Origin of the sequence: Acidiphilium sp. PM (genome assembly GCF_000219295.1) — a bacterium.
Lineage (GTDB): Bacteria > Pseudomonadota > Alphaproteobacteria > Acetobacterales > Acetobacteraceae > Acidiphilium > Acidiphilium multivorum.
On record NZ_AFPR01000610.1, the window covers coordinates 1 to 625 of the forward strand.

Annotated in this window: 1 pseudogene; it reads left to right on the forward strand. The window is 70.6% G+C overall.

Going from position 1 to position 625, the window contains the following annotated elements:
• Positions 1-625: pseudogene (locus tag APM_RS19495) on the forward strand (AAA family ATPase); the annotation flags it as partial.

Sequence of the window (625 nt, forward strand, 5' to 3'; positions counted from 1 at the left end):
AGGCAAACGGGCTGACGGATTCGATCTGCTGGCCGCGCCAGCCGAGGTGCCCCCTTCGGCCAATCCGCAGACCGCAGCGCCAGAGGCTGTTGAGGCGAACGAGGCGGAGGATCGCGATGCGGCCCTTGCCGCCGAAGCGGCGGCGCTTGGCGAGCTGGGAAGTGCGGCCGATGGTCCGCCGCCCTGGCCGGATGATTTTGCGCAGCCCCCGATGGAGGAGGCGGCCGCGTATGATCGGGATGCGGCGCTGGCAGCCGACTGGCAGGCGGATATTGCGCGGGGCGGTGAACCGGCGGTGCCGCCGCGTGGCCCGGCGGCTGAGGAGAAGCCTGCCGAACCACGGGCGATCGATGTTGCGGCGGCGCTTGATGCCGCTGGTGTGCCCTACCGGAGCAGCGGCGGCCGGTTGCGCCTGCAAGCGACCTGGCGCGGAGGGGAAAGCTGGACGGTTTCGGTCAACGCTACAACCGGCCAATGGACCGACTTTGCCGCCAGCGAAGGCGGGCGGTTCGAGAGCCTGGTGCGCCGGCTGGGCGTCAAAGCCGAGGCGGTCGAGCTGGACCCCGAGGCGGCCAAGGCGGCGCGTACTGCCGAGATACGGCGCAACGCTTTTCGCAAGAGCATC